General features: G+C 35.6%; 20 protein-coding genes. 10 read left to right on the top strand and 10 right to left on the bottom strand.

What is annotated here, in order from left to right; all coding sequences use genetic code 11:
* Nucleotides 1-32 precede the first annotated feature (32 nt).
* Nucleotides 33-815 (bottom strand): class I SAM-dependent methyltransferase, encoded by a 783-nt coding sequence (locus tag FEU33_RS00560; RefSeq protein WP_146547521.1) that lies wholly within the window; start codon nucleotides 813-815, stop codon nucleotides 33-35.
* Nucleotides 816-1820: 1005 nt separating this feature from the next.
* Between FEU33_RS00560 and FEU33_RS00555 the strand changes: the two genes are divergently transcribed.
* From FEU33_RS00555 to FEU33_RS19035, 5 genes are all read left to right on the top strand, one after another.
* Nucleotides 1821-2348, top strand: coding sequence for a tryptophan transporter (locus tag FEU33_RS00555; protein ID WP_146547520.1), 528 nt, complete (start codon nucleotides 1821-1823; stop codon nucleotides 2346-2348).
* 182 nt (nucleotides 2349-2530) lie between these two features.
* Nucleotides 2531-2908: a YtxH domain-containing protein gene (locus FEU33_RS00550; protein ID WP_186731273.1), complete on the top strand. Its 378-nt coding sequence runs from the start codon at nucleotides 2531-2533 to the stop codon at nucleotides 2906-2908.
* A 122-nt stretch (nucleotides 2909-3030) separates the two neighbouring features.
* Nucleotides 3031-3546 carry an HTH-type transcriptional regulator Hpr gene (locus FEU33_RS00545; RefSeq protein ID WP_186725961.1) on the top strand — a complete coding sequence of 172 codons (516 nt, stop codon included), beginning with the start codon at nucleotides 3031-3033 and terminating at the stop codon, nucleotides 3544-3546.
* 219 nt (nucleotides 3547-3765) lie between these two features.
* Nucleotides 3766-4311: a DUF3267 domain-containing protein gene (locus tag FEU33_RS00540; RefSeq protein ID WP_146547518.1), complete on the top strand. Its 546-nt coding sequence runs from the start codon at nucleotides 3766-3768 to the stop codon at nucleotides 4309-4311.
* Between the two features lie 68 nt (nucleotides 4312-4379).
* Complete coding sequence (locus FEU33_RS19035) at nucleotides 4380-4565, top strand: hypothetical protein (RefSeq protein ID WP_146547517.1); 186 nt, start codon at nucleotides 4380-4382, stop codon at nucleotides 4563-4565.
* 363 nt (nucleotides 4566-4928) lie between these two features.
* Here the strand turns inward: FEU33_RS19035 and FEU33_RS00530 are convergent, their stop codons facing one another.
* The gene (locus FEU33_RS00530) at nucleotides 4929-5039 is read right to left on the bottom strand and encodes a YjcZ family sporulation protein (protein WP_146547516.1); all 111 of its coding nucleotides are present in this window, start codon (nucleotides 5037-5039) and stop codon (nucleotides 4929-4931) included.
* Nucleotides 5040-5182: 143 nt separating this feature from the next.
* On the opposite strand from FEU33_RS00530, the gene FEU33_RS00525 reads away from it, so the two are divergent.
* Nucleotides 5183-6064: a peptidylprolyl isomerase gene (locus tag FEU33_RS00525; protein WP_146547515.1), complete on the top strand. Its 882-nt coding sequence runs from the start codon at nucleotides 5183-5185 to the stop codon at nucleotides 6062-6064.
* A gap of 410 nt (nucleotides 6065-6474) precedes the next feature.
* Here the strand turns inward: FEU33_RS00525 and yhaM are convergent, their stop codons facing one another.
* Genes yhaM through FEU33_RS00510 form a run of 3 tightly spaced genes read right to left on the bottom strand, consistent with a single transcriptional unit; the run spans nucleotide 6475 to nucleotide 11541 of the window.
* The gene (yhaM, locus tag FEU33_RS00520; protein ID WP_146547514.1) at nucleotides 6475-7413 is read right to left on the bottom strand and encodes a 3'-5' exoribonuclease YhaM; all 939 of its coding nucleotides are present in this window, start codon (nucleotides 7411-7413) and stop codon (nucleotides 6475-6477) included.
* A complete protein-coding gene (locus tag FEU33_RS00515) occupies nucleotides 7410-10304 on the bottom strand; it encodes an AAA family ATPase (RefSeq protein ID WP_146547513.1) in 2895 nt (964 codons plus the stop codon). The genes yhaM and FEU33_RS00515 overlap by 4 nt, the downstream gene beginning before the upstream one ends.
* Before the next feature lie 13 nt (nucleotides 10305-10317).
* On the bottom strand, nucleotides 10318-11541 hold the full coding sequence (locus tag FEU33_RS00510) for a metallophosphoesterase family protein (protein ID WP_146547512.1): 1224 nt from the start codon (nucleotides 11539-11541) through the stop codon (nucleotides 10318-10320).
* A gap of 155 nt (nucleotides 11542-11696) precedes the next feature.
* Here FEU33_RS00510 and FEU33_RS00505 point away from each other — a divergent pair, with 155 nt between their 5' ends.
* From FEU33_RS00505 to serA, 3 genes are all read left to right on the top strand, one after another.
* Nucleotides 11697-11882, top strand: coding sequence for a YhzD family protein (locus FEU33_RS00505; RefSeq protein ID WP_146547511.1), 186 nt, complete (start codon nucleotides 11697-11699; stop codon nucleotides 11880-11882).
* A 922-nt stretch (nucleotides 11883-12804) separates the two neighbouring features.
* Entirely contained in the window at nucleotides 12805-13977 is a 1173-nt protein-coding gene (locus FEU33_RS00500; protein WP_146547510.1) for a pyridoxal-phosphate-dependent aminotransferase family protein, read from the top strand.
* Between the two features lie 15 nt (nucleotides 13978-13992).
* On the top strand, nucleotides 13993-15579 hold the full coding sequence (gene serA, locus FEU33_RS00495; protein ID WP_146547509.1) for a phosphoglycerate dehydrogenase: 1587 nt from the start codon (nucleotides 13993-13995) through the stop codon (nucleotides 15577-15579).
* Between the two features lie 465 nt (nucleotides 15580-16044).
* On the opposite strand, the gene FEU33_RS00490 is transcribed toward serA, so the two are convergent.
* The 5 genes from FEU33_RS00490 to FEU33_RS00470 all read right to left on the bottom strand — a co-directional run bounded on the left by FEU33_RS00490 (nucleotide 16045) and on the right by FEU33_RS00470 (nucleotide 21024).
* Nucleotides 16045-16833 (bottom strand): HAD family hydrolase, encoded by a 789-nt coding sequence (locus FEU33_RS00490; RefSeq protein WP_146547508.1) that lies wholly within the window; start codon nucleotides 16831-16833, stop codon nucleotides 16045-16047.
* Nucleotides 16834-17226: 393 nt separating this feature from the next.
* The gene (locus FEU33_RS00485) at nucleotides 17227-18054 is read right to left on the bottom strand and encodes a DUF2785 domain-containing protein (protein WP_146547507.1); all 828 of its coding nucleotides are present in this window, start codon (nucleotides 18052-18054) and stop codon (nucleotides 17227-17229) included.
* A gap of 368 nt (nucleotides 18055-18422) precedes the next feature.
* Nucleotides 18423-19940 carry a coproporphyrinogen III oxidase gene (locus tag FEU33_RS00480; protein ID WP_146547506.1) on the bottom strand — a complete coding sequence of 506 codons (1518 nt, stop codon included), beginning with the start codon at nucleotides 19938-19940 and terminating at the stop codon, nucleotides 18423-18425.
* A 147-nt stretch (nucleotides 19941-20087) separates the two neighbouring features.
* The gene (locus tag FEU33_RS00475; RefSeq protein ID WP_146547505.1) at nucleotides 20088-20321 is read right to left on the bottom strand and encodes a hypothetical protein; all 234 of its coding nucleotides are present in this window, start codon (nucleotides 20319-20321) and stop codon (nucleotides 20088-20090) included.
* Between the two features lie 352 nt (nucleotides 20322-20673).
* On the bottom strand, nucleotides 20674-21024 hold the full coding sequence (locus FEU33_RS00470) for a YlbF family regulator (RefSeq protein ID WP_146547504.1): 351 nt from the start codon (nucleotides 21022-21024) through the stop codon (nucleotides 20674-20676).
* Nucleotides 21025-21495: 471 nt separating this feature from the next.
* On the opposite strand from FEU33_RS00470, the gene FEU33_RS00465 reads away from it, so the two are divergent.
* The gene (locus FEU33_RS00465) at nucleotides 21496-21699 is read left to right on the top strand and encodes a YheE family protein (protein WP_146547503.1); all 204 of its coding nucleotides are present in this window, start codon (nucleotides 21496-21498) and stop codon (nucleotides 21697-21699) included.
* Nucleotides 21700-21827 lie beyond the last annotated feature (128 nt).

Genomic DNA, 21827 nt, shown 5'->3' with positions numbered 1-21827 from the left:
GCACGACGCATACGGGTAGACGCTGTATTATCTTAAAATTTGGTTGCTTTCCAAATGGTCCATCTATCCTTTTCAATAATAGTTTCATTATTTGACAAATCCATTTGATTTTTAATGTACGCTGCGAGCTCCTTTAGTTGTTCATCATTTAGTTCATAAAGAAGTGAACGCCCTGTTCTATTCAAAATATCCTTCATTAAATCATCTACATGTTTATATACTTTTCTTGTTTCCCATAAACTGTACTCTTTCATATCATTGAATCCAGTTTGTTGGAGTATTTGTAACACTTTTTGGCTCGGATATCTTCTTGAGATCTCTTTATCGATTAAGCTAGGAAACTTCGAAAAAAAATATCCTCTAATATTAGTAGAGCTACCTTTAAGAAGACAGTCCTCAGGCGTCCTATCTTGAATAAGGAATATACCTCCTCTTTTCAGTAGGCGGTACCCCTCTTTAAAACATTCATTTAAATTTTGGATATGATGTATGACAGCTCTTTCTATAATGACATCATATTGCTCATCATGTAATTTCGTATCTAAAGCATTTCCTAACTTAAAATCCACATTAGAACATCCCTTACATTTTTCTTTTGCAGAAGTTAGTAGCTGTTCTGAGAAGTCTAAACCTGTAACAGTCGAAGCACCCATATCTGCCAATGCTTTTGTATAGATCCCGCCTCCACAACCAATATCCAAAACTTTTTTCCCTTTGATGTCACAAATATCTTTTATCTTATTGATCCAAGTTAAATCTGCTTCTCTTGTAGAATACGTAAACCGATTATCTAGACTATTAAAATCAATTGCCATAAAAACACCACTCCTTAAATAATAATTTAACAGGTATGTAAATTATCTAATTTTTCACAAAACAAGAAAAATACGTTGATTTCCGCTATGGCTTGCTCGCTTTCCTGTGGGCGAACATTGAGCCGTCTTCGGGGCAACAGGACGTTGGTCACGGAGTCGTTGCCACAGGACGTGGCGTTCTTAGACACCATTCCTTAAATTGCTCCGTGCAGGGTCTCATCTGTTCGCTTTTCCCGCGGTACATTAATCCACACCGCACGAAGGAAATACGCATGCATTTTCGAGGACTCGAGCAAGCCGCAGCGAAGATCTAGATAAATGAGGCTGAAAATACATGTTTTTTTTAAGTATTATGTCAAATATATCCCCTAATTTCTTCCTAATCAACACACCTGTTAATTTAACGAAAAGATATAGTTTAAATCTTCGCTTTAACAGAAAAGAGCACATCATCATTAAATGGAAGCAAATCAGCCCAAGTTGCGATAATGAACCATTAAATGTATTTTCAACTAAATTTCAGGAAACATTTTTATTAAAACATATGAGCAATCTTTAAAGCAATTGTGGGAAATGGGAGAAGTAAATTATACATTTATGTCCTTACGCAAACGGTCAGAAATCGTACTATATCAATATAACTGTGGCTATGCATAGTTCTGATGAAAATTTTTGTGACCTTATTGGCATATAACAAAGTGAAGACTTACTTCCTTTTCCACTAGGTGCTAATTGAACCGATCGAGGATTGACAAGTAGTTGATCCACATACTTATTCTTTTTTACTTATGTCTTGAAATAGTGGAATTACTATCCACTAATATAGAAGAAACTAGATTTCAAACATTGAAATAGTAATTTTTGGATATGCTATATAGCAGGCTAGACCCTCTTGCCTTTCTATCAATTAAACTGTAAAATCATTATAAGTTTTCGCTTTCGGATACTAGAATACGGGAGGAAAACAAGAGCTTAGCTTAGGATCTAAATTAGGAGAGATGAGAAATGAATACAAAAAATTTAGTATTAATGGCACTACTCGTTGGTGTTGGAGCAGCATTATATATTGTTATTCCTGGATTTAACGGTGGTATGAAGCCGGACTTCATGTTGACGATGATGTTTATCGGAATTTTACTATTTCCCAGTGTAAAAGAAGTATTTTTACTTGCTGTTTCTACTGGCATCATTTCAGGACTATTTTCTACATTCCCTGGTGGATTTGTACCGAATATTATCGATAAATTTGTTACAGCTTTTATCTTTTTCGCTGTTGTTGTCTTATTGAAAAAAACGGCTCAAAAAGTCGTTGTAGCAGCAATTCTTGCAGGTATTGGTACAATTATTTCAGGAAGCGTATTTTTAGGTTCTGCCATTTTGGTAATAGGTGCTGACATTCCGTTCGGTGCATTATTCTTAACAGTAGTACTACCTGCTGTAGCCATTAATATTGTAGCGTTTATCATTATTTATCCAATAATTATAAGTCTTGTCAAACGCTCTAAATTTAAAACAGCTTTAAACCAAGCATAACGTCGTAAAGAAAGAGTTGGTCTACACAAATGTAGATCAACTTCTTTCAATTTTGACCTATTGAATGGGATAACTCATAAGTCATTATCAAAACTTACGAGTTATCCTCTTTTATTTTTTTAATATCTTGTTTTAATATAGTAATAAGAAGGATACAACTAGAAGGAAGGGAGACTGAAATGATGAAAGCTTCAACTTTTTTATTAGGATTAGCAACTGGCGTATTAGGTAGTTCTGTAGCTGTATTATTGACAACACCACAATCTGGAAAGGAATTACGTTCATCTATCAAAGCAATTAAAAAAAATGCGAACGACCAAGTACAAGATTTAAAGCAACAAGTGACAAACATTAAAAATTCTGTTAGTACTATTAAATCAGAAGTCAAAGAAACGTTACCCATATTCGTAGAAGATACAAAAGCTTCTGTTGCCGAGTGGAAAGAAGAAACAGCTCCTATTCGTCAGCAGCTTCAACAAGAAATATCGGCCCTACAAAGCTCTGTGGAAGAAATTCAACAACAAATCAGCCATTTTCAAAACAGAAAAGTAAAAAAGTAAATTGATATCAGTATGTAAATATTATTACAATAAAGTTTATTTGCATAACATTTCTTTATTCTATTGTATATTTTTGTAAGAGAATGATATAATATTAAGAAATTACGAAAGTGGTGATAGCTATGTCTGAAAAGTTAATTACGGCTAAAGAAGCCATGCTCTACTCACAACGTATTGCTCAATTATCAAAAGCTCTTTGGAAAGCCGTGGAGAAAGATTGGCAAGCATGGATCAAACCCTATGATTTGAATATTAATGAACACCATGTATTACTAATTGCTAATAATTTAAAAGGTGCTTCCATCTCTGATATTGCTAAATTTGGAGTGATGCATGTATCTACAGCTTTTAATTTTTCAAAAAACCTGGAAGAGCGTGGCTTGCTATCATTCTCTAAACGTGATGATGATAAACGAAATACATATGTTGAGCTCACCGAGAAAGGTCATTCATTGCTATTAGAGTTATATGAAAACTTCAACTATTCTAAACATAGTATTATTGAAGGCTCTCTTCCTCTGAAAGAAATGTATGGTAAGTTTCCACAATTTTTAGAATTGGTTGCACTAATCCGTAATATTTACGGAGATGACTTTATGGATATTTTTGAAGATTCTCTAAAAAATATGGAAAACTGATTGGAAGTTCCGGCATCAAACAATTTTTGACAAATTGATGTTGGAGCTTTTTTAACCTATGTACGGTTTCACCATCCACGAAAATCATTGAAAAACCATCATTAAAAGTATGTTTGCAAAGTAAGGCAACTTGTCCCCAAAAATTAAGCTTGATTTTCTTTATAAAAAGCTTTATTGTTATGTATCGATATTCTAATTTAGAAGTGGAGATGCTATAAGTTGCATTGCTGGAAAACCATTAATGTTCAAAGACAATATGGTCATAATCGTATTTTTTTATTTTCCATTATTTTCGTCCTGATGGTCTTTTCAATTTTTTATATTTCCATAACTGCCTATAAAGACTGTCCAGTATCTGATCGATTATTTCCATTATTTGTTTTAGTGCTTTTAATGATCTATCCTGTTCATAAGTTTCTACACTTTTTGCCATTGATCCATTATCGTCATCGTTTACGCTTTTCGATTGAGAAACAGTTTAAGCTTTTTCCTGTTTTAGCTATGCGTATTCATGAACCTATTTTAAAATCGCGTTATGTAATTGCGCTTATAATACCTTTCATTGTATTGAATAGCACATTCATCACATGCGCTATTATTTTTCCTGATTTTAGACATTATTTCGCTATTTTGTTAGCATACCATTGTGGATTATGTGTAGTGGATCTACTTTATGTAAAGCAGCTCATTCGTTCACCTAAAAAGGCATTGATAGAAGAGACAGATAAGGGCTTTGAAATCCTAATTTTACCTTCAAACAAATGATACCTATACTTGTCATTCCTGTCCTTTTTTTGATATGCTAGAAGGGTATATAGAGGGGAGGAAAAGACTTGATCATTGCTATTGTTGTCTTGTTCTCGGTGTTCTATCTATTCCAAATTAACCGGATGACGTACGCTCTGTGCGCGCAGAAAGAAATTCCCGAGGAAAAGCAACCTAAAATTTACCGCACGATTAATGTGCTTATCACCATTTTATTGATTTCATTTTATTTAGAAATGATGTTTACTATATAAGATAAATAGGTTGTACATGGTCATGATGTTCCTCGTGCCTTGTAAAACTATATCAATTATGCCTTCAGCTAATCAGTGTCCGGATTTCTTTCGAGCTTCCTCGAAAAAATCTTCTTCAAAATTCGTGACATCCGCCGGAGGCTTTATCTTGATTCAGCAGGCGTTTGTACACCCGCTGAATGAGGAAAAATAAGCATTCATCTCACCCCCATAGAGGTGGGAGTCTTCTGTACCTACCACTCCGCTTTCGGTACAAAAAGAATTTGCTCCTGTTGCTCTGCTTTCGTCGCAGAAAAACATTGCTGAATCAAGATAAAAAAGACCATTTACCATTTACGATATGATAAATGGTCTTTCACTTCATTAGTAACCGTACCCTAAAAATGCTGCCCCTACGATGATTAACAAGATGAATAGAACCACCACAAGTGCAAAGGAGCTAGAACCGTAGTTATTTTGGTAACCTCCACTCATGTCTGTCACCCCCTTTCTTACCTATCGTATGCACATATTCGACTCATCTTTAGGCGCTTTTCGCTGCAACCTTTTCCATTTTTTTTCGTTCTATGGTATAGTTACATAAGTTGAAGTGACTTAAGTTGGGAGAGAGAAAAAGGATGAAAAAAACATTTTTATCATTGACACTTGCAGCATCTGTACTAGCATTGTCTGCTTGTGGTAACAGTGGCGATGAAAAAGTTGCTACATCAAAAGTTGGTGATGTAACAAAGGATCAACTATATAAAGAAATGAAAGATTCAGTTGGTGACTCAGCATTACAATTAATCATTATCGAAAAAGTATTGGGCGACAAATATAAAGTAGCTGATAAAGATGTAAATGCTGAATACAAAAAGCAAAAAGAAGATATAGAAAAACAAGGGCAAGACTTTAAACAAGCTTTAGCAGCTCAAAACATGACTGAAAAATCATTTAAACGTAGTATTAAATTAAACCTATTACAAGAAGCTGCATTAGCTGATGGCGTAAAAGTATCTGAAGCTGATATGAAAGCGTATTTTGAAGAAATGAAAAAAGAAGTAAAAGCTAGTCACATTCTTGTTAAAGATGAAAAAACAGCTAAAGAAGTGAAAGCTAAATTAGATAAGGGCGAAAATTTCGCTACATTAGCTAAAAAATATTCAACTGATTCAAGTTCACAAGCTAATGGCGGAGAACTAGGTTGGTTTGGTCCAGATAAAATGGTTCCCGAGTTTACAAAAGCTGCCTATGCACTAAAAAAAGGTGAAATTAGCGAACCTGTCAAATCCACTTATGGCTACCATATCATTAAATTAGAAGATGAACGTGCTGCTAAGGTGAGCGGTTCTTATGAAGACAATAAAGCTGCAATCAAGAAAAAATTGCAACTTCAAGAAGCCGATCAATCTCAATTACTAACAAAAGTATCTAAATTAGTCAAAGACGCAGATGTAAAAATTAAAGACAAAGACTTAAAAGATGCTTTATCTCAATTCACTAATTCATCAGCACAATAATATTTCTATGAAATCAGGAGGATTCAAAAAGTCTTTTATCAAAGCAGACTTTTTGAATCCCTTTTTATTTTTGCTGTGTTTTACGATATCCTAACCTGAAACTTCACGTAGTGACCCTAAAAGTCTTTTCCTAAAAGTCTTTTAAAGATTAAAAAAACATTTCACTTTGCTAAAAAAAACTTTCTTCCTTGCTATTTGCTTTTCGGACGTTCCTTTGAATTTGGTGAGTGAATGGATTCTTTAATATCATTGATCCTCGCTAAGCCATCTAAAAGCTGCTCTTTGGACTGTGCCATTTAGAGTAAATATCCACTTGAAAGAGCATATAGAAAGGGTGACCTCAAACCAAGGATTCTTCGTTTGGGATCACCCTTTTTCGATGCTATTCAACTTGAACGTGATAACTCTTATTATTCGATCGTTGGTTTGTAGAAAGAACGATTATCCAATGGGAATAAACGCTCAGTAAATTCACCAGGTTTTGTTTTGCTAAGCGCACGTTTTAATGTATTCATTTTTGCATCAATATTATCGATATAATGTAACATTTCAGCTTCTTGAAGCATTGGCTTTTTAGGACTACCCCATTCCTCTTTGCCATGATGGGATAAGACCATGTGCTGAAGAAGCATTACCTCTTCGCCTTCAATATTCAATGCATCAGCAGCACGTGCAATTTCAGTCACCATGATTGAAATATGTCCAAGCATATTACCTGTTACTGTATAACTGGTTGAAATTGGGCCTGATAATTCTACTACTTTACCAATATCATGCAAGATGATTCCCGCATAGAGTAAATCTCTATTTAACGTAGGATACAAATCTGCAACTGCCTTGCCAAGCTTTAGCATGGACACAACATGGTCCAATAATCCTGAAGCATAATCATGATGGTTTTTCGTTGCGGCTGGAAAGGTCATAAAAGATTGTTGATTTTCCATAATTAAATATCTGGTAATACGAGAAATATTAGGATTTTTTATTTCAAAGAAAAATCCCATCAGCTGATCAAACAACTCTTCTTTTGGTGTTTCAGCGGATTGCACTAAATCTGTTACTGAAATACTTTCATCTGAATTTACTGGACGAATGGTTTTGATGCGTAATTGTAATTTACCACGATAATCGTGAATTTCTCCTCCAATACGGACAATACCGCCCGCTTGATACAAACGTTCTTGTTCTTCGCCTGTATCCCAAAGCTTTGCTTCAATGCTTCCGCTTTTATCTTGTAAAACGAGTGTCATGAATGGTTTTCCCATTGTTGTAACACCCTTTGTCGCTTGTTTAATGAGTAAATACTGATCGACTGGTGCTCCTGCTTGTAATGTCGTTACCCCATTCATACCGAAGTCAATCCCCTTTCATTTTTAAGTTCTGCTACATGGACGATATTTGCTTTCTCCCACTGATTAAGCATGTTTTCATGACATGTAAAATAGAGTATCTGATGTTCATTGGATATGTTTTTTATTAATTGTACCATGTAAGTTATCCGTAAACGATCAAAATGGACAAATGGATCATCCATGATAATCGGAAATGGTGCAGATTGTTTCAATGAGCCTGCTAAAGCAAACCGTAATGCGATATAAGCTTGTTCCTTTGTTGCTTGCGATAACTCTGCAATCGAATAGCGAATACCTTCTACTGATAATACTTCAAATCGTCCTTCTATATTCATATAAAGTGATTCATAGCGATTATTTGTCAGTATTTTAAAATAATGCTCTGCATGCTGTAGGACAGCAGGAAGTTTTTCTTCTTTTAACCGATATAAGGTTTCTTGAATGGCCGTAGAAATGAGTTTAGATATAGCCCATTCTTTCGCATGATCATTAAATGCTGCTTTTTGCTGTTCAAATTGCTGAAGATGATGAGCATATTGTTGATCTTCCAGTAAATGCTCAACTTGTGCATGTAGGGTAGCTTGCTCTTTAAGCAAAATATTTCTTTGCTGTTGCAGCTGCAACTCTTGCTCTTTATATTGATCCAACCGATTAATGATATCTTGAATGGACAAATTGCTGGTGTATAATTTGTCATCAAACATTTTAAGTTGAGCGTTGATCTGCTTCAATAAAGTATGGATGTTCACCAATTGTGTATATTGGTCAGCAGCTTTGTAATATTCATCTGCTGTTTGCACTTGTGCTTCTTGTAATAATTTCTCTATTTCTTCCTGATACGTATTTTGGAGCAGACTAAGTTCTGCTAATTGCTGCTGTAATTGTTTTTTTCTCTCAGCTAAATGATTAATGGAATGTTTTTGTTCTAACATTTGCTGATAGCTATTATGAACGATCGTAGACATATTTTCTGAAGTACAAGAAGTTTTGCAAGCTTGAGAAGCTTTTTGTAATCGTTCTTCACTTAGTGCTAGTAGCTGTGCCCTTTGCTCTGCCATCATTTTAATGCGGTTATTCGATTGCTGTAGATGGCGGACATTCCTAAATATTTCATTTAGAACGCTAGGATGGATATCCCCTGTAATTTGAAATTTCGCTAAAAATACATTCAACTGCTCTCTGCTTTGCTCTGTAAACATAGTCAATTTACTTAGCAATTTCAAGACCTGTTGCTGTTCTTTTTCTTTGTCCTCTACTTGTTGTTCGACTAAAGCCACACGATCGTTATAAAGACGGATTGATTGCTCCAATTGTTCCATCTCAGCTTTCATTCCATGCACTTTTTCCAATTTTCTTTTATAGCGCTCTATGTGCCCGTCCGATTTTACATCTTTTGATTGACGGCCAAATAACATAAAAAGACCAACTGCCGCTATTATCCCAAAAATACTTATCATTATTTTCTCTTGCATAATACCTAAAATGATCGAAACGATTGCAAGTAAAAAACTTAAAACCTTTGCTATTTGTCCTGATTTCAAATCATGTGATTGTTGCAATAATACTTTTGCTTCAGCAGCTTCTTCATTTTCTTTATGCCATTCATTTAAGCGTTCTTGATCTTGCTCCGTAGGCATACTTTCATATAGTTTATCCAGCTTCTGAGATAATGTTTGAATCTCCTCTTGTAATCGATTAGCTACCCGTTCTTGAAATCGATACTGTTCCTCCTGATCTTCAAGTTGTTGAACTAAACGTTGGAATTGATCATCTTGCTGAATAGATACTTCGGCTTGCAAAACTGCTTGTTGCTGTTCTTTTTGCGTAATTCCTAATAGTTGAAATTGAATAGCCATCTCTTGTTCGATGGCTTGTATATCTCTTTCTAGTTGATGGATCTGACTTTGCCATTCACGCCATTCACTGTCACGCTCAACAAGTTCCTTTAAATTGCTTAAACGGCTTTCATCAAACTCTACATGCAATTGTTCTAACAAGCGTTCATAATCCTGTTGGACTTTTTTTAATGCTGCATCATTTGTCAATTGACGATCTTGTAAATGTTCATAACGCTGTACACCATTTGCAGGAAATGTTGTATTCATAACGACGGCTAGTTCTGATTCTAATTTTTGCTTTTTATCTAGTAATGGTGAAAGTTGGCGTAACTCATTTAACTGGTGTATATTCAACTGAAGTTGTTGTTCTTGTTGATCAAGATTTGTTAGTTCTGTTTGTATATCATCTATCCGTTTTATAAATGGCTCATAGTCATCTAATTTTTTTCGCTCTTCTTTTATTTTCTGATCTTGTTTCGATAACTCTACTATTTGCTGGTTTAATACTGGGATCTTCCCCGATTTTTTGAATAATTCTTGCTGTCTTTTTTCTAATTGCTGTTTTACATTTGAAAGTTGATCTGCTCCTGTTGTACCAGAGGCTAAAAGAACTCGACTTAACTCCTCTTCAGATAAGTTTTCCATTTGCTGTAGTTGATGAACTGAAAAGGAAAATACTGCTTCAAAGCTTTGTCTATTGTACCCTCTTAAAATTTTTGCTAATAAATCTTCATGGCCTTTTTCTCCGTTCGATAGATGTATGGTAACATCTCCACTCGCTTTCCCTTTCACACGTTCAATCATGCATTCACCAAATTCATCATCTATTAGATGGACCTGTCCACCATATTGACCACCTTTTTTGGGTTCATATCGCAGTTGTTGCTGATTTTTTTGAGGAAAACCGAAAAGAATTTGTAAGATAAACTGTTGAATCGTTGTTTTACCTGCTTCATTTAAACCATAAAAAACATTTATGGTCTTCGATAATTCAACTGTTATATCTTCATGTTGTCCAAACCCATAAATCACCAATTTTTTTATATACATTGCCAACACCCCCTTATCCTTTTGTCATACTGATTTTTTGTGTAAATAATTGCTTTGCTTCCAAAACAAGATTATTTAAATCTTCAGAAGTTAAATCTTCTAAATAGCGGCTTCCTTTTGGGTGTTGATATAAATCTTTCACTACTTTTTTCAACTGTTGCTCATCCCAGTCACCTAAAACTTCTAAAACGGAGGTTGCTGCTAATGTTGGTTCATACGTAACAACTGTATGATCATCTGCTTCAAGTGAATGAACCCATATGAATGGCGTGTTATCTTCCTCTTGTTCACGGATTACCTCAAGCCACTCTAACATGGATGTTTCTTCAAACAGTGACATGTTTTGTTCTTCAATATTCGTTAGATGAAGCCAGACGACCCCTGCGCCAAACTGTTTACGAAAATCTTCTAATACTTGTGCACATGCCTTTAGTACTTCATTGGCATGAATTAAATTTTTGCAGTCTACCTGCAAATTATCATAAACAATAGTTGAAGTGGGGATAAATGTACAATCAGCAGCAAAATGGGTCATGGTAACATCATAAAATCCTTTTATTCCTTGTTCCTTACGATGTCTACTTTGGATATTGCCAGGGTAGATAATCGGAGGATCGATGTGTAAAACCTGGCGTTTGTGAATATGCCCCAGTGCCCAGTAATCATAGTTTTTCGATAGTAATTCTTCAACTGTAAATGGCGCATATACATCATGCGTTGTGTTTCCTTGCAAACTGCCATGCAACATCCCAATATGTACAGCATCCTGCTCTGTAGCAACAGGATATGTATCGATCATTGATTGTGTCACGTGTCGCTCTGGATAACTAAATCCGTATATATTCACTTGTACATCACGAATATTCAGTACCAATGTCGTTGTTTTTGGAGGCATAACATATACATTCTCAGGTAAAGAAAATCGGGTCCACTTTCCTTTCAAGTGATCATGATTTCCATAACTGATGACGACAGGAATTTTATGTTGCCCTAGCTGTTTCATACCATCTTGAAAAATTTTTTGTGCCCTTAAACTGCGATCCTCTCCATCATAAATATCCCCAACGATCAGGATGAAATCAGGTTTTTCTTCAATCGCCTTTTGAATCAACGTCGCAAAAGCTTCAAACGTGCTGTTACGCAATTGTTCAAATGCTTTATCCGGTAAATCGGACATCCCCTTAAATGGACTATCCAGATGCAAGTCCGCAGTATGGAAAAATCGAATCGAAGACATTCAATCCCTCTTTTCTGAATACGAATATTTGTTCTTATTTTATCATAAACTTCCAATTATTTATAGCGTTTTAACCTTACTCGTCACATTTTTATATACAAAAACTAAGCTATTTTTGTATAATGAATGTATATTCATTATAAGGGGTGAGGATTATGCTAACGTTTCGTTTTACAGCTTTCGAAAAATCTGGAGAGATCATTAAAGATGAGGCATGGGAATTCTCAGATGAAGCAACTGCAAAATCACAAGGGGAAAAGAAGATCGAACAATTAGGTTTATCAGAAAAGACACATCGTCTTGTGAACTCCAGCGGAAAATTGATCTTATTTCACGTGTAAAAATGCTTTCAAGAATTATGATGCAAACTTAAATTTTAAACATTTATCCTGCATGAATAGGCAAGAAAACCTCTCTTCTAGACTCTAGCAACGAGCCGGAAGATATGTGATACAACCCACCTATATATGCACGATTAGTCCAACTTATCACCTACTGGGAAACGGAAGTAAATTTCCATTGGATGAAATCTTAGTAATGAGAGTTTTTTAATCGTTTTCACGATAAAAGGCTCTCATTTTATTTGCGGTATACAGCCATATAATTATATTAAAATAATTTCAATCTCCATAAATTATGTATTCTTAGCTTTTAACATAGTTTTGTACAATAGATTTATCTCTAAAATATTTTGATAGATCGAAATAATCATAGTCTATGCTTCTATCTTCGCTCATTGACATAAACCTGTACTCTCCCAAAAGACGTACATTATAAGCGATTTCATATAAAAAGTTCGTGTTAAAGCTAGTTTATAGATGTCATACAACAATAATTTTAAGAAATTTTTAAAATATAGTTGACATTCGATGTTAATGGCTTTAATATTGGATTAAATTCAATACGACGAAAAATACAACGACGAAGACATGCTTAACGATCTGAAAATCCCACAGCGAGCTGATGGTTGGTGCAAATCAGTGATTTCAGCGATAAGTTCCACTTCTGAGTAGGTATTCTGAACACAAACAAGTAGGTTTACCCGGATCATGCACGTTACGCATATAGTAAAGACTGTCCATCATAAGAGGGCAGTAAAACAAGGGTGGTACCGCGATTGTTCATACAAGCTTTTCGCCCCTTACGACGGTAAGGGTGTGAAAAGCTTTTTTAATTAAAAGCGAAAAGAATTATTCAGTTGTGATAAGCGCTGAAAAACTCAAATCGCTAGATATTTTCTAAAAATGAGAGGAGCAAATTTTTATGTTACAAGATTACCAATTATTACGCATTCCAGGACCAACACCAATCCCACCAAGCGTTGAACGAGCAATGGCTAAACCGATGATTGGCCATCGTGGTAGTGAAACTAGTCAAATGATTCAAAATATTAAACCTAGACTGAAAAAAGTTTTTGGAACAACAGGGGACGTCATGATGTTAACTGGTAGTGGTACATCAGGACTTGAAGCTGCAATCGTTAACGTAGTAAAACCAGGCGATAAAGTGTTAGTAGTTGCTACAGGAGTATTTGGTAATCGTTTCACTAAAATTTGTGAAGCATACCATATCAATGTGGAAGAATATAAGGTAGAATGGGGAACTTCATTAAAACCAGCTGAAATTGCTGACTATGTAAAAGCAAACCCAGACATCAAAGCTGTTTTCTCTACTTATTGTGAAACTTCAACAGGTGTATTAAATCCTGTCGGTAAACTAGCACAAGCTGTCCACGCTGTAAATAACGAAACATTAGTTATTATTGACGGTGTATCTTGCATGGCCGGTGTTGAAACAAAAATGGACGAATGGGGCATCGATGTAGTCGTAACTGGTTCTCAAAAAGCATTTATGCTACCAGCCGGACTTAACTTTATCGCAGTTAGCCAACGTGCATGGAAAGTGATTGAATCTAATCCGCAAAAAGGTTTCTATTTAAACCTTACAAAATATCGTGACAATCTTGCGAAAGATACTACACCTTTCACACCAGCTTTATCACTATTATTTGGTTTAGAACAAGTACTTGAAAACTTCGAAAAAGAAGGTCTAGATAATATATATGCCCGTCACCAATTAATGCGTGATATGACTCGTGCAGCATTTAAAGCATTAGATCTTCCTTTATTTGCTTCAGATGAAGACGGTTCTCCAACTGTTACTTCTGTAAAACCGGATGACTTTGATCCAGAAGCATTCCGAAAAGTATTGAAAGCTGACTTTAACCTATCAATTGCTGGTGGTCAACAAACTTTAAAGGGAAAAATCTTCCGTGTTGGTCATATGGGCTATTGCGCACCAACAGATGTACTTCAATATATAGCAGCAATGGAAATCGCACTTGTGAAAGTCGGCAAAAAGATTCAACTTGGTGCTGGTGTTGCCGCAGCTCAAGCAGTTTACTTACAAAATACTACAGAAAAAGTTGCACAATAAGGAGAGAATGTACAGATGGCTATTAACATTTTAATCAGTGATCCACTAAGCGAAGATGGTATTTACCCTCTTCGCCAAGAACAAGAACTAGATTTAAATATTGTGATCAACACTGGCCTTCAACCAGAAGAATTAAAAGCAATCATTAAGGATTATGATGTATTACTTGTCCGTTCACAAACAAAAGTAACACGTGAAATTATTGAAGCTGCTGATAACTTGAAATTGATCGGTCGCGCTGGTGTCGGTGTCGACAATATCGATTTAAATGCTGCTACTGAAAAAGGGATTATTGTCGTAAATGCACCAGACGGTAATACGAACTCAGCTGCTGAACATACAACAGCGATGATCATGTCTTTAGCTCGTCATATCCCACATGCTTACCTATCATTAAAAGAAGGACGCTGGGATCGTAAAAAATTTGTTGGTGTTGAACTTAAAAACAAAACATTAGGAATTATTGGTTTCGGTCGTATTGGTCAAGAAGTTGCTCATCGTGCAAAAGGTAACCGTATGAACGTTATTGCTTATGATCCATTCTTAACTGCTGAAAAAGCTGAAAAAGCTGGCGTTGACTATGGAAGCGTTGAAGATGTGGCACGTGTAGCTGATTTTATCACTGTTCACACACCACTCCTAGACTCTACTCGTCATATGATCAATGAAGAAGTTTTCAACATTATGAAAGACGGCGTTCGCATTATCAACTGTGCTCGCGGCGGTATCATTGATGAAGAAGCTTTATACAATGCTATAGAATCAGGCAAAGTGGCAGGCGCGGCACTTGATGTAATGGAAGATGAACCATTCGTAGGGAACCGTCTACTTGACTTGCCACAAGTTATTGCTACTCCTCACCTTGGAGCTTCAACGGTTGAAGCTCAAGAATCTGTTGCCATTGATGTAAGTAATGACATCTTAAGCTTCTTTAAAGTAGGAACAGTCCGCAATCCAGTGAATATGCCTTCTGTTTCAAAAGATATGATCGCTAAAGTGGAACCATTCTTTGAACTTGCTAATAAAATCGGTGCATTTGTTTCTAACTTAACAGATGAAGCCATTGAAGAAATCAATGTATATTATTCTGGTGAACTTGCTGGCTTTGACGTTCGTCCATTAACAAACAATGCTGTAAAAGGTGTGCTTACTCGTAACTTAGGGAATCATGTAAACAATGTAAATGCTCGTTACTTAGCTGAACGAAATGCAATTAAGATCAACGAACATAAATCTACTACAGCAAAAGCTTTTTTAAACTCTATCTCAGTTGAACTTGTAACCAAAAACGAAACCCATAAAGTGAAGGGCACATTACTAAATGGTTTTGGAGCTCGAATCGTTCAAGTGGATGACTATATGGTAGATGTTGTGCCAGAAGGTCACTTAATCTTTGTCAAACATACAGACAAGCCTGGTGCAATCGGACGAGTTGGTACACTTCTTGCCGGTAAAGATATCAATATCGCAACCATGCAAGTTGGTCGCTCAAACCAAGGTGGAAATGCGATCATGATGCTTTCTGTAGATAACGCAGTGGAAAACCTTGAATTTTTAACTACTCAAGAAAGCGTCTTTGAAGCAAAAGCGATTAATCTATAATATAACATTTCTCACTAAAAAACAGAGCACAGAATGCTGTTCGATCAGCATCTGTGCTCTTCGCATTTGTTACATTGCTAAAACTTCTTTGGTTTATTGGACATGGACGTCTCTTATTATAAATATAATCGATAAATCACTAAGATTATTGTTAAAATACCTGCAATGAGCATCATCGGATCTTTCAAAAACTTTTTCACAGCTTCATTTCCTTCCCTACGATGTGAACGTCTTTTTAGCTTTGCTTTCTAATACTACTTTTATACGGATTTCCTCCATGAGGATATTTTCTACGTCAAACCTAAAGCAGAGCCCCTCACTATTATGTGCAGGTGCCCTGATTGTTGCAAGAATCATCGCCCTTTCACTTTCTAAAAAGGCCAAGATCCCTCAAAAGTTTTTTTTCATATACAAGTCGGAAGCAATCACTCATGAAAGTTTACTTTTCAAAATTTCACATTCAACTTAAATGTCTTCTAATAATTGCACAAGCTCATGTAAAGAGTGAATTTCATAAGTAGGGATTATCCCTTCAACATGTGGTTTATTTTCACGATTGATCCATGCAGAGCGCATTTGAACACGAGAAGAACCGAGAATATCGGTCATTAGATTATCTCCTACCATAATCGCTTCATCCGCATGAACTTTTGCTACTTCTAATACATGTTGGAAGATGGATGCAGCTGGTTTTCCTTCTCCAAAATCCCCTGAAATGATAATATGATCAAAGTAAGGAACGATTTCTGGTGTTATTTTCAATTTTAAATTTTGTAAACTTGGTGCACCATTTGTCAATAATACGAGTTGATACTTTCCTTTTAAAGCATCTAGCACCTCGAATGTTTCTTTATAAACAAAAGGACTTTCTTTTCTTGCTTGAACAAAGTATTCTCCAAGCTCTGCTCCCAATTTCTCGTCATGTATTCCAAGCTTTGCTAATCCACCTGTCCATGCATCTTTACGGTAAGTAGGAACAATGTTCTTAAGTTCCTGAAATTGCGGTGTAGGATCATCGAATGTTCCCCAAAGCCCTTCAAATGGATTGATACCAATTAGTTTTGTGTATTCAAACGTAGAATATGTACTATATAAATCTCGAGCCGTTTCACGTACTTTTTCCTCTAATTGCTTTGCATCTACATGAACGATCGAAGCAGCTTTCTGACATGTTAAAGCAAATGCTGTGGCAATACTTTTCTTATCCCACAATAGAGTATCATCTAAATCAAAAATTACGGTTGAAATTGTCACTTGTTGTTCGCTCCTTATAAAATACTGTATTCTTATGGTAGCATAATTACTTATAAAAAACGGAATTTTCTTTTCATTTTCTATATGTTTTTTAAGTATTTCTACAGATGAAAAGCAGGGTTAAAATGAACTATATCCCAATTGTTAGACACAATCTAACGATTGGGATACAGTTTAAAAATTCATCTCAACCAACTGCTTTTTAAGCCATCAATTATTTATTCCCGCACAAATGGAGCGGTAAGAGCCCCTACTTTAAGATACTAGTGAAAAGTAGCGATTAAAGCGTAGGACCGACCGACTGCCTGTACCTATATAAGCCCGATTGGTTCAACTAACAATAAATAAGGAAAGAAGAACTCCGCTGAGAGAGAGATTTCACTTTCTTTTCTTCTATAATTGACGTAAACAATCACTAATTTTTGGTTGGAGAATCGCATTTTTTTCGTCAATTCCTGCATAAAAATAAAAACTCTTCAAGAAATTTCTACAATTTTCATAAAGCTTAGAAAATCTTTCTTCATCTAGTTTAACTTTTTGCTTTTTGATATATACAGGAATCTTTTCAAATAATTCATCCAACGTTTCTACAGGTAAGCCAATGTCAAGCATTGTCATAATAGGTTTTAATAAGCGTTCGTCTTCACCTGCTACATAAACATCTGTAAAAGTAAAAACTTTATTTATCAACCCTTGGAAAATAACAGGAAAATATTTCGCGTTCAATCTAGGATTTTTTACAAGCTCATCTATAGCATCTGCCGTATGGGCTATACTATGTGCCCAGCCCTTTTCTGGAACAAACCCTCTTACATCCTGTTCTAAATCCAAATATAGGAGTAATTCATTTCTTATTCGATCTAATAATGTTGATGGAATCAATGAATGTTCTAAATCCTTTTTTAATATAAGGGCTATTAAGAGCACTGAGAATGATCGTTTAAAAATATGATCAGTACCGACATCTCCTATTTCATAAAATAAAAACTCGTCCCCTAATGCTCTTGTTAGCAAATTGACGAGTGTTTCATTTGTCATGAGCGCCTCTTTTAGAATTAAATGATCAAATCCTTGATAAATCAATTTATCTCTAAGCTGTGGATTAGGCGAGCCAATATGTTCAAGCATGGCTTCTACTAATTCTGGCACATTTTTCTCCTGCCATGAGCTTTCTCCATTTTGAATATCCACTAATCGTGATTGTAATGATTGTTCATCCATAACAGAAACCTCCAATACGACTATTTCATCGACATATTGCTATATTTTTAAGCAACTACAGATATGTCAATTCTTCTGTATTGTTATGATTATTATAGCATTCTAAACACATGTTGTCTGATGCTGATATTTGTTTCATCTTATGTTATAAAAAAACAAGTTATGTACATTTGTCCTGATTAATCGTAAAAAACCCATATAGCTTCTAAAAATATAAATAAAGAGAAAACTCAAGCAGGAAGGCCTTTTTCATCTTATCTTTTACTGGGTATTCCAATTGAGGTTTTACAGGCAATTCTCCCTAGAAGTAGAGAGATCATTGCCTGTGAATGAAGGATAAAGAAGAAATCAAAAACAAGAATGTTAATTTATTTACTCACTTTGAAACCATATAACTCATTAAGCGCTTCGATCTTTTTCTGAATGGCCTCTTCAAATGTCATGATGTACTGTACAGGTTCCTTTGGATTATGGTATTGTGAAATTTTTCCTGTTTTCGCATCTACTAATTTTGTAGATGCACCACAGCCTAATCCAATAATCGTTTGAACCTCTTCCATGATCACAATATTATAAATGCTTTCTTCCCCAGGTAATGAGTAACCAATGTTTTCCAAATTACCTAAGATATTTTTCTGCCTGTACAAATAATAGGGCTTGTAGCCGTGCTCTGCTGTCCATTCATGTGCACGATGCATCATGGCTTCTGCTGTTTTTCGATCGGCTACCTTATATTTCTCCTTGTTGTGGGTCATTTCTGAAGCACGTTTAAAAGAAAGCGTATGAACTGTCAAAGATTCCGGCATCATTTTGGCCGTTTCATTCAAAGAATGCTCAAATTCAGCGATACCCTCATTGGGAAGACCAATAATAAGATCCATATTAATATTATTCATACCAGCCTTGCGTGCCATCCAAAATTTATCAATCGTTTCTTGCACTGTATGATGGCGTCCAATTGCCTTTAAGGTTTCATCTGTATAGGATTGTGGATTAACACTAATCCGATCAATTCCCCATTTTTTTAAAACAGCTAATTTCTCTGGGGTAACCGTATCGGGTCTTCCTGCTTCAACAGTTAGTTCACGAATGCCTTCAGTATGTGGAAAAGATTCAAACATTTTTTGATACAAAGCATCCATTTCATCTGCCTCGATCGATGTAGGTGTTCCTCCACCAAAATAGACAGATGTAATTTTCATGTCATGCTCCGTCAACCATTTTCCCATTTTCTCAATTTCAATATGGAGCCCATCTAAAAAAGTTGCTACTCGACCTTGTTTACGATTACTTTGGATTGCATAGGCTGGAAATGTACAATAAGCACATTTTGTAGGACAAAAAGGAATGCCAATATAAATACTTACCTCATTTCCGACTGTATCTAAATCGGGAATCGTATGAAGCTGCGTTTTCACGATTCTTTTTAACAAACTTATTTTATCATCAGATAAGCGAAATTCAGTTGCCAGCTTATGATAGATTTCCTCATCCGATAGACCCGCCTTTCTATATTTGTGATACAGCTTCGTTGGACGAATCCCCGTGAGAATCCCCCATTGTTGATGAATGCCTGTTAATTGTTCAAGCGTATCTAGCAAAATATGAGAGAGAGCACGTTTCACACGTATTCGTTGTTCTCTTTCTGTTCCTTCCAAGTCATAAGTTTGCTCAAAATGACTTTGAAAAATTTGACCTTCTGCTTGAAGCATTCCTTCTGCAAAGACCGTATAATCTTTATTTGTATGATGTTCGAAGTGAGCTACTAAATTTGGTACCATATCTTTTTTCGCTAATTTTGTATCTTCAAAAAACAAATTAGCGATATGATGAAATACTCTCATAAAATCTTGGGGATATGCTTGATCTATTTTTAAAATTTTCATCAGTCAAAATCACTTCTCTCTAAAAACTCTATAGTTGCATAAACTCTCACCAAAATAAAGTGAAACTCCATCAGTGGGGGTTTTTTTCATCCCCCACCCCATCTTTCTCATTTCTCTCTAATCTCGAGATGGGGGTCTTACTGCTCGTTAAAGCGGGATAAAGTAAACCTTCACCCAGTGGCGATTTTCTTCATCCGCCACTGAACTAGAGGAACGGAAGTGAAAAGCGCCACGTCCTGTGGCAACACTTGAGTAATCAACATCTTGTTGGCCCGAGCCAAAACTAATTGGACTTTTACAGTAGTTGATTCCTCTATTTTTGCTGGAATCTTGATATGAAAGCTTACAAACCTGTTCATGCGTTAATGAATCACTACCCAATATCGAATCTATTGTAGCAAATTATGATGAAAATCACGAAAAATCTGTTGGACGAACAAATTAAATCGCTTTATCGAATAAATTACATAAGGCAGAACATTCCAAGATGATGATAAAGAGACGGACTTTCTAATAAAAAGGAGAATCTGAACGACAGCCTCATACAAAAACACCCCCAAGCAAATAACAAAGGCACTAAAAAATCAATTCATCTCCAAACTATGATAAAAAGTAGCCTCTTTAGTTTATAAAACGAAAGAAAAGATGACTTTTATCAATAAAAATGGCGATGTTATCAATTTTCAGTGGCCTTGCAAATAACTTGAGGGTTCTTCAGCTATAGCTGGCTCTTCTAATCCTCTAACTCTTTATATAATGCTTCGACTGGTTTTACAATCACTCGGTTAACTTCTTCGATTAATCCGCTTAAAGCCATTTCTGCTTGAAGCAACTTGGCGATTTTATCATTTTGTTGCGCTAATTGTGCAGCTTTTTGTGCATATTGCAACTCATCTTCTTCAATTTGTTGGCCTTGTACCTGTTTTTGCTGTAATTTTAATTGGACATCGCGAAAATTTTTAAATAGTTTCGCTGCATCTTCATCCGCTTTTACTGTTTCAATTGCTTGTTGTAAAGCTAAATATTCATTGGTTTTACGAAATGCACCTTCCAATGCATTAATTTCATTGTAAATATTAATCAATTCATTTCCCTACTTTCTATAAGTTTAAGCGTGCTTCCTAAAGTCAGTGGAACCACAAGCCATTTACTAAAAATATGTTAACGAATAGCCCTTATATGACACTAATTGCCCCTAAGAAACCAAATATCGTAATCGATTTAATTCACATTTTGACTCCCCAACGCCAAGTATTCCAACGTATTTACTATCTTCTTATAGTATACTGTAATAATACAGTTCTAAGTTTTATTATAGCAAACCACTCCTTTTTATGAAATGAGTAGCCACTTCTTGATATTCATCTTGATTTTTTAGTGTAAAAAACTTTTTACGGGGGATTGGGCACACTATAATAGTTTCCTTACGTCTTGAAATAAGTATTTCAGCAGGCGTGTTGATTATCCAATTATATCCTTAAAAATATTGTGCATTTGCTTCCTAATCAACACGCCTGGTATTGCAGATAAAATTATGTACAAGGGGGAATATCTGATGATTCAACATTTCAGCTTCAAACCACTGTTTAAACACCAGCAATTACCCGGTTGGTCGGTCAGCTTCTTTTATAAACAAAAGCACTATGAAGCGATTTACGAACAGGACGGAACGGTCAAATGGGTCGATCAAACTCCACCTGATGAAGATGATGTAAAAAAGATGATACATGAATTAATGTTATTCCATGTGTATGACTGAATGATTTTTATAATTTTAAAGAATTGGATGGATAAAGTGAAACTCCATCAGTGGGGTTTTCTTCATCCCCCACTAGAAGAACTCAGGCTAAAAGCGCCGCGTCCTGTGGCAACACCTGAGTGACCAAC

Source organism: Rummeliibacillus suwonensis (assembly GCF_007896435.1).
GTDB classification, from domain to species: domain Bacteria; phylum Bacillota; class Bacilli; order Bacillales_A; family Planococcaceae; genus Rummeliibacillus; species Rummeliibacillus suwonensis.
The sequence above is the reverse complement of the archived record's forward strand: the minus strand, read 5'-3'. Positions and strand labels throughout refer to the sequence as shown.

Excerpts from the sequence above, each read along its gene's own strand:
- FEU33_RS00560 (WP_146547521.1), bottom strand. The coding sequence starts at position 815 with ATGGCAATTGATTTTAATAGTCTAGATAATCGGTTTACGTATTCTACA.
- FEU33_RS00555 (WP_146547520.1), top strand. The coding sequence starts at position 1,821 with ATGAATACAAAAAATTTAGTATTAATGGCACTACTCGTTGGTGTTGGA.
- FEU33_RS00550 (WP_186731273.1), top strand. The coding sequence starts at position 2,531 with ATGAAAGCTTCAACTTTTTTATTAGGATTAGCAACTGGCGTATTAGGT.
- FEU33_RS00545 (WP_186725961.1), top strand. The coding sequence starts at position 3,031 with ATGTCTGAAAAGTTAATTACGGCTAAAGAAGCCATGCTCTACTCACAA.
- FEU33_RS00530 (WP_146547516.1), bottom strand. The coding sequence starts at position 5,039 with ATGAGTGGAGGTTACCAAAATAACTACGGTTCTAGCTCCTTTGCACTT.
- FEU33_RS00525 (WP_146547515.1), top strand. The coding sequence starts at position 5,183 with ATGAAAAAAACATTTTTATCATTGACACTTGCAGCATCTGTACTAGCA.
- yhaM (WP_146547514.1), bottom strand. The coding sequence starts at position 7,413 with ATGAATGGGGTAACGACATTACAAGCAGGAGCACCAGTCGATCAGTAT.
- FEU33_RS00515 (WP_146547513.1), bottom strand. The coding sequence starts at position 10,304 with ATGTATATAAAAAAATTGGTGATTTATGGGTTTGGACAACATGAAGAT.
- FEU33_RS00510 (WP_146547512.1), bottom strand. The coding sequence starts at position 11,541 with ATGTCTTCGATTCGATTTTTCCATACTGCGGACTTGCATCTGGATAGT.
- FEU33_RS00505 (WP_146547511.1), top strand. The coding sequence starts at position 11,697 with ATGCTAACGTTTCGTTTTACAGCTTTCGAAAAATCTGGAGAGATCATT.
- FEU33_RS00500 (WP_146547510.1), top strand. The coding sequence starts at position 12,805 with ATGTTACAAGATTACCAATTATTACGCATTCCAGGACCAACACCAATC.
- serA (WP_146547509.1), top strand. The coding sequence starts at position 13,993 with ATGGCTATTAACATTTTAATCAGTGATCCACTAAGCGAAGATGGTATT.
- FEU33_RS00485 (WP_146547507.1), bottom strand. The coding sequence starts at position 18,054 with ATGGATGAACAATCATTACAATCACGATTAGTGGATATTCAAAATGGA.
- FEU33_RS00480 (WP_146547506.1), bottom strand. The coding sequence starts at position 19,940 with ATGAAAATTTTAAAAATAGATCAAGCATATCCCCAAGATTTTATGAGA.
- FEU33_RS00465 (WP_146547503.1), top strand. The coding sequence starts at position 21,496 with ATGATTCAACATTTCAGCTTCAAACCACTGTTTAAACACCAGCAATTA.